The following is a 5,588-nucleotide window of genomic DNA, read 5'->3' as shown; positions in this document are numbered from 1 at the left end:
CGATGTCTCCGGTTTCAGATGTAAACGATGTGTCCGGTTCTACACCCGCGCTGGGGCGCGAAGCGGCCCTGAAACCCGACACCGCGAATTCGCTGACTAAATGCGGCAGCCTTATTGGGGCCGCTTCGCAGCCCAGCGCGGGACAAGCCCGCTCACCACAACAAGCCCATTCACAATAAGGGCGCCTCTATGAGCCGGTTCCCGGCACCGTAGGATCCTTCACCCCACCGTCATCAAACAGATTCAGCTTCTGCCGCAGCTCATGGGCCGGCAAGGGTTCCTGCCCGGGCGGAAGAGCGTTCGGATCTGCCGGCACTTCACCGGGCGCACCGGCACCTGGGGTCGGGGCCACTGGCGCTTGGTCACCTTCAATCGCACGCTGGGCCTTTTTGGTCAGCACCACGATGTCAATCCGGCGGTTGACCGGGTTGAACGGGTCTTGATGATCAAACAGCTGCGAAGAGGCAAAACCCACCACACGCGCCACTTGCGGGTCCGGGTAACTGCCCGCTACCAGCGCACGTCGCGCGGCGTTGGCACGGTTGGCCGAAAGCTCCCAGTTGCCGAAGTCACCCTGACCCGCGTAAGGCTTGGCGTCGGTATGCCCGCTGATGCTGATCTTGTTCGGCACCGCCTTGATGGTGTCGGCCATGGCCAGCAGGATGTCTTCGAAGTACGGCTTCAAGCGCGCGCTGCCGGAGTCGAACATCGGCCGGTTGGCGGCGTCGGTGATCTGGATGCGCAAACCTTCAGGGGTGATCTCGAAGGAAATCTGGTCCTTGAACTTCAACAGTTGCGGGTTTTCCTCGACCTTGGTCTGCAATTCTTGCAGCAGCAACTCCAGGCGCTCCTGCTCGACCTGCTCGGCCATGGCCTCGACGGTGTCGCGCTCGATCGGGATTTTTTCCTGGGGCGAGTCGGTCTTGATTTCCGGGTTGATGGTGCGCTCAGGCGCCAGTTGCGGCGAACCGCCCAGGTCGATCACGAAAGGCGTGCCGCTTTCCGAGAACCCTATCGGGTCCTTGAAGTAACCGGCGATGGCGATCTTCTGTTCAGGCGTGGCGGTGGACATCAGCCACAGCACCAGGAAGAACGCCATCATCGCCGTCGCAAAGTCGGCGAAGGCGATTTTCCAGGCGCCGCCATGGTGCCCCGCAGCGAAGCGCTTGACGCGCTTGATGATTATCGGCTGGTTGTTTTCCATGATTTAGCGACCGCGAACCGCTTGTTCCAGCTCGGCAAAACTTGGGCGATGTTTCGGGTACAGCACCTTGCGACCGAACTCCACCGCCAGCGATGGCGGCATGCCGGACGCCGAGGCCACCAGGCAGGCCTTGATCGCTTCGTACAGGTTGACCTCTTCCTTGGCATCGTGGGCCAGGGACGTCGCCAACGGACCAAAGAAACCGTAGGCCGCCAGAATACCGAAGAAGGTACCCACCAGCGCCGCACCCACGTGCATGCCTATGGCCTTCTGATCGCCTTCACCCAGGGACGCCATGGTCACCACAATACCGAGTACCGCCGCCACGATACCGAAACCGGGCATACCGTCGGCGATGCCGGTCACGGCGTGGGAAGGGTGCTCCAGCTCTTCCTTGAGGCTGAAAAGCTCCATGTCGAACAGGCCTTCCAGCTCATGGGGCGCCATGTTGCCGGAGGACATGATGCGCAGGTAGTCACAGATGAACGCGGTCATGCGCTCGTCTTTGAGCACTGCCGGGTACTTGGCGAAAATCGGGCTGGCCGCCGCGTCTTCGATGTCGGCCTCGATGGCCATCATGCCTTCGCGACGGCTCTTGTTGAGGATCTCGTAGATCAGCCCCAGCACTTCCAGATAAAAGGTGTGGGAGAAGCGCGAACCGAACATGCCCAGGGATTTCTTGACCACATGCAGGGTCATGTAGCCCGGGTTGGCCTGCAAGAATGCGCCGAACGCCGCACCACCAATGATCAGCACTTCGAAAGGCTGGATCAGTGCGGCAATTTTACCGTGGGACAGAACGTACCCACCGAGCACGCTAGCGATGACGACGATGATGCCGATAATTTTAGCCATAGGAGATGAGTACTTGCGCCGTCAGGTTCATGGACATATTTGGGGGAACTGAAAAACTCTTGTTCTACTTATCGGCAAAACTGCGCCAGACTATAGCCCGTTAAGGCGAAAAGCCAGTTCGGCCCGCTCCGGGCGTGTTGACCGCAAGTGATGATCGCGCCCCAATCATGGCTAATGAAACGAAAGTCCCAACTGCAAAACCCACCACACTCGCCGCCTGGATCAAGCGCCTGGATGACGTGCTACTGCCCGTCCCCCAAGCCAGCCATGACCGCGTGTGCAAAGCCATTCGCGATAGCCGCAGCTCGTTGCGAGACATTGCCGAACTGATGCAAAGCAGCCCGGCGCTGGTGCTCAGCGTCATGCGCGAGGCCAACAGCCACACCCATGGCAGCCTGGCGGAGCCGGCCGAAAACCTCGAAGTGGCCCTCAATCGCCTGGGCCTCAAGCGCGCCGAGGACTTGCTGGCGCGCCTGCCCTCGGTGCCGGCCCAGGAAATACCCGTGGCTCTGCGCCAACTGCTGCTGGTCAGCCAGCACGCCTCGCAGCAAGCCAACGGTTTGTTCGGCAGCCGCCTGGCGCGGTTGTGGCAGGACATTCACTGGGGCAGCCTGTTGTTTCTGTCGCCACTGTGGCCGATGGCCGTGGCCTATCCCAAGCTACTCGAAGAGTGGGAACTGCGGGTGATCCACAAAGGCCAGCCGGCCCGTGCGGTCGAGCAGGAATTGTTCGGCGTGCGCCTGCTGGACCTGTGCATCGGGCTGACCGAAACCTGGCACTTGCCGATCTGGGTTTCCCAGGGCTACACCCTGCTGCTGACCGAACAGCGCCTGCTGGTCAAGGCGCTGCACATCGCCCGGGAAGACGACCCACTGCGCCATCAACAATTGCTCGACGCCGAACCCAACCTGCGTCGCTGGCTGAACCAGCCGGCCAACACCGTACTGCTGGCCAACGGTCTGGCGATGTCGGCCCAGGAGTCCTGGACCTGCCCGCACACTCAGCGCTGGCAGTACCTGACCGCCCTGTACCTGCAACAGCCCTTGGGCGAGGTGCAACAGCAAACCCATCAGCAAGCCGTGACCAGTGCGCGCACCACCTTGATGCCCGACCTCTGGCACCCGGCTCTGTCGCTGATCTGGCCCTGGCACGTGCAGAAGATCCATCGCGGCCTGCTGCCGGCCCCACCACCCACAGCCGAAGCCCTGGCCGTATGGCGCAAGCGCTGCACCGAACTGCTGGTGGAGCCGAGCCGCTTCGCCAACGCCATGCACCTGACCACGTGCGCCAAGGAAGCACTGGTGGCCAGCGGCATGCAGCGGGTGATGCTGCTGATGACCGACCGCGCCCAAAGCAACTTGCGCGTGCACCAGGCCGACGGCCTGCCGAAGGACGCCGACCACCTCAGCCTCGATGTGGTCAACAGCACACTGCTGCAACGCCTGCTGGAAAAGCCCGCCCAGGTGCGCCTGACGCCCGACAACCTGGTGCAGTTCTCTGCCTTGCTGCCCCCCGTCCTGCGCCGCCTGTTCACCGGCGAGCATTTGTTGCTGCGCTCCCTGAGCTGCAATGGCAAGGTGGTGATGCTGATGGTGGCTGACCAGGGCGGCGGTCCGTTCTCGGAAACCACCGTGCAGGCGTTCGGCAAAACCGCTCAATGCATCGAGAAAGCCCTGCACAGCTTTACCAACCGCAACGTTTGATGCTTGCGCTACAATCCCCCTCTTTTATCGCCAACATTTGTGCCCAGGAGACCTCACATGCCTGACTTCTCTGGCTTGCCGCTGGTGATCGAATCCAGCGACCTGCAAGGTCGCCTTGATGCCGAACACCTGATTCTGGTGGACCTCACCAGTGCCGCCCGCTACGCCGAAGGGCATATCCCCGGCGCGCATTTCGTTGACCCCAAGCGCACCCAACTGGGCCAGCCACCGGCACCCGGCCTGCTGCCCGCCAAGGCCGACCTCGAGAAACTCTTCGGCGAGCTGGGCCACACGCCCGATGCCACCTACGTGGTCTACGACGACGAAGGCGGCGGCTGGGCAGGGCGCTTCATCTGGATGCTCGACGTGATCGGCCATCAGAAATACCACTACCTCGACGGCGGCCTGCTGGCCTGGCTCGAAGACCGGCACCCGCTCTCCACCGACGTACCCGCACCTGTCGGCGGCCCGGTCAGCCTCACGCTGCACGACGGCCCCACTGCCACCCGCGAGTACCTGCAAAGCCGCCTGGGTGCTGCCGATCTCGGGATCTGGGACGCGCGCGGCCCGCTGGAATATTCCGGCGAAAAAGTCCTGGCCGCCAAGGGGGGCCATATCCCTGGCGCCGTGAACTTCGAATGGACCGCCGGCATGGACAAGGCTCGCAACCTGCGCATCCGCCGCGACATGCCGCAGATCCTCGAAGACCTCGGGCTGACCCGCGACAAAGAAATCATCACCCACTGCCAGACTCACCACCGCTCTGGCTTCACCTACCTGGTGGCCAAGGCGCTCGGTTATCCGCGAGTCAAAGGTTATGCCGGTTCCTGGGGCGAATGGGGCAACCACCCCGACACCCCCGTCGAGATTTAAGGTTTAAGGACAGTTATGAAAAAGCAGTTGTTCATCCTCAGCCAGTACTTGCTGCCGCATCACTTGTTGTCGCGCCTGGCCGGCTGCATTGCCGAGTGCCGCGTGCGCTGGTTCAAGAATGCCTTCACCACCTGGTTCGCCAAGCGTTATCAAGTGGACATGTCCCAGGCGCTGGTTGAAGACGTCACCGCCTACGAGCACTTCAATGCGTTCTTCACCCGCGCCCTGAAAGACGGTGCCCGCCCGCTGGATCAAACCCCGGGTGCCGTATTGAGCCCCGCAGACGGCGCAGTCAGCCAGCTCGGTCCAATCGAACATGGCCGCGTGTTCCAGGCCAAGGGCCACAGCTTCAGCGTGCTGGAGCTGCTGGGCGGTGATGCCACCGTGGCCGCGCCGTTCATGGGCGGCGATTTCGCCACCATCTACCTGTCGCCCAAGGACTACCATCGCGTGCACATGCCGCTGGCCGGCACCTTGCGTGAAATGGTCTACGTGCCAGGCCGCATCTTCTCGGTGAACCAGACCACCGCCGAAAACGTGCCGGAACTGTTTGCGCGCAACGAACGCGTGGTGTGCCTGTTCGACACTGAACGCGGCCCGATGGCCGTGGTACTGGTGGGCGCGATGATCGTGGCGTCGATTGAAACCGTGTGGGCCGGGCTGGTGACACCGCCCAAACGCGAGCTGAAAACCTTCCGCTACGACGAAGCCGCGCGTGCGCCAATCCATCTGGAAAAAGGTGCGGAACTGGGTCGCTTCAAGCTGGGTTCGACCGCCATCGTGCTGTTCGGGCCGGATCAGGTGAAGTGGGCTGAAGAACTGGCGGCGGGTACACCAGTGCAGATGGGCCAGGGCATCGCTGCACCCAAAGCCTGATTTGAAGCCGATGCAAATCAAATGTGGGAGCCGGGCTTGCCCGCGATTGCGGTGGTTCAGTCACTGAAAGGTTGACT

Annotated in this window: 5 protein-coding genes; 3 read left to right on the top strand and 2 right to left on the bottom strand. The window is 62.3% G+C overall.

What is annotated here, in order from left to right:
- Nucleotides 1-187: 187 nt before the first annotated feature.
- Both motB and motA read right to left on the bottom strand, forming a co-directional pair.
- Nucleotides 188-1,204: a flagellar motor protein MotB gene (gene motB, locus ACW9IB_RS29155; RefSeq protein WP_457367209.1), complete on the bottom strand. Its 1,017-nt coding sequence runs from the start codon at nucleotides 1,202-1,204 to the stop codon at nucleotides 188-190.
- Between the two features lie 3 nt (nucleotides 1,205-1,207).
- Nucleotides 1,208-2,059 (bottom strand): flagellar motor stator protein MotA, encoded by an 852-nt coding sequence (motA, locus tag ACW9IB_RS29150; RefSeq protein ID WP_457367208.1) that lies wholly within the window; start codon nucleotides 2,057-2,059, stop codon nucleotides 1,208-1,210.
- Nucleotides 2,060-2,226: 167 nt separating this feature from the next.
- Between motA and ACW9IB_RS29145 the strand changes: the two genes are divergently transcribed.
- The 3 genes from ACW9IB_RS29145 to asd are packed head-to-tail and all read left to right on the top strand — an operon-like array spanning nucleotide 2,227 to nucleotide 5,511.
- Nucleotides 2,227-3,762 (top strand): HDOD domain-containing protein, encoded by a 1,536-nt coding sequence (locus tag ACW9IB_RS29145; RefSeq protein WP_457416759.1) that lies wholly within the window; start codon nucleotides 2,227-2,229, stop codon nucleotides 3,760-3,762.
- 57 nt (nucleotides 3,763-3,819) lie between these two features.
- Nucleotides 3,820-4,635 carry a thiosulfate sulfurtransferase gene (gene rhdA / locus ACW9IB_RS29140; protein ID WP_457416757.1) on the top strand — a complete coding sequence of 272 codons (816 nt, stop codon included), beginning with the start codon at nucleotides 3,820-3,822 and terminating at the stop codon, nucleotides 4,633-4,635.
- 15 nt (nucleotides 4,636-4,650) lie between these two features.
- Nucleotides 4,651-5,511 (top strand): archaetidylserine decarboxylase, encoded by an 861-nt coding sequence (gene asd, locus ACW9IB_RS29135; protein WP_457416755.1) that lies wholly within the window; start codon nucleotides 4,651-4,653, stop codon nucleotides 5,509-5,511.
- Nucleotides 5,512-5,588 lie beyond the last annotated feature (77 nt).

The organism is Pseudomonas sp. SDO524_S393, assembly GCF_054071875.1.
The sequence above is the reverse complement of the archived record's forward strand: the minus strand, read 5'-3'. Positions and strand labels throughout refer to the sequence as shown.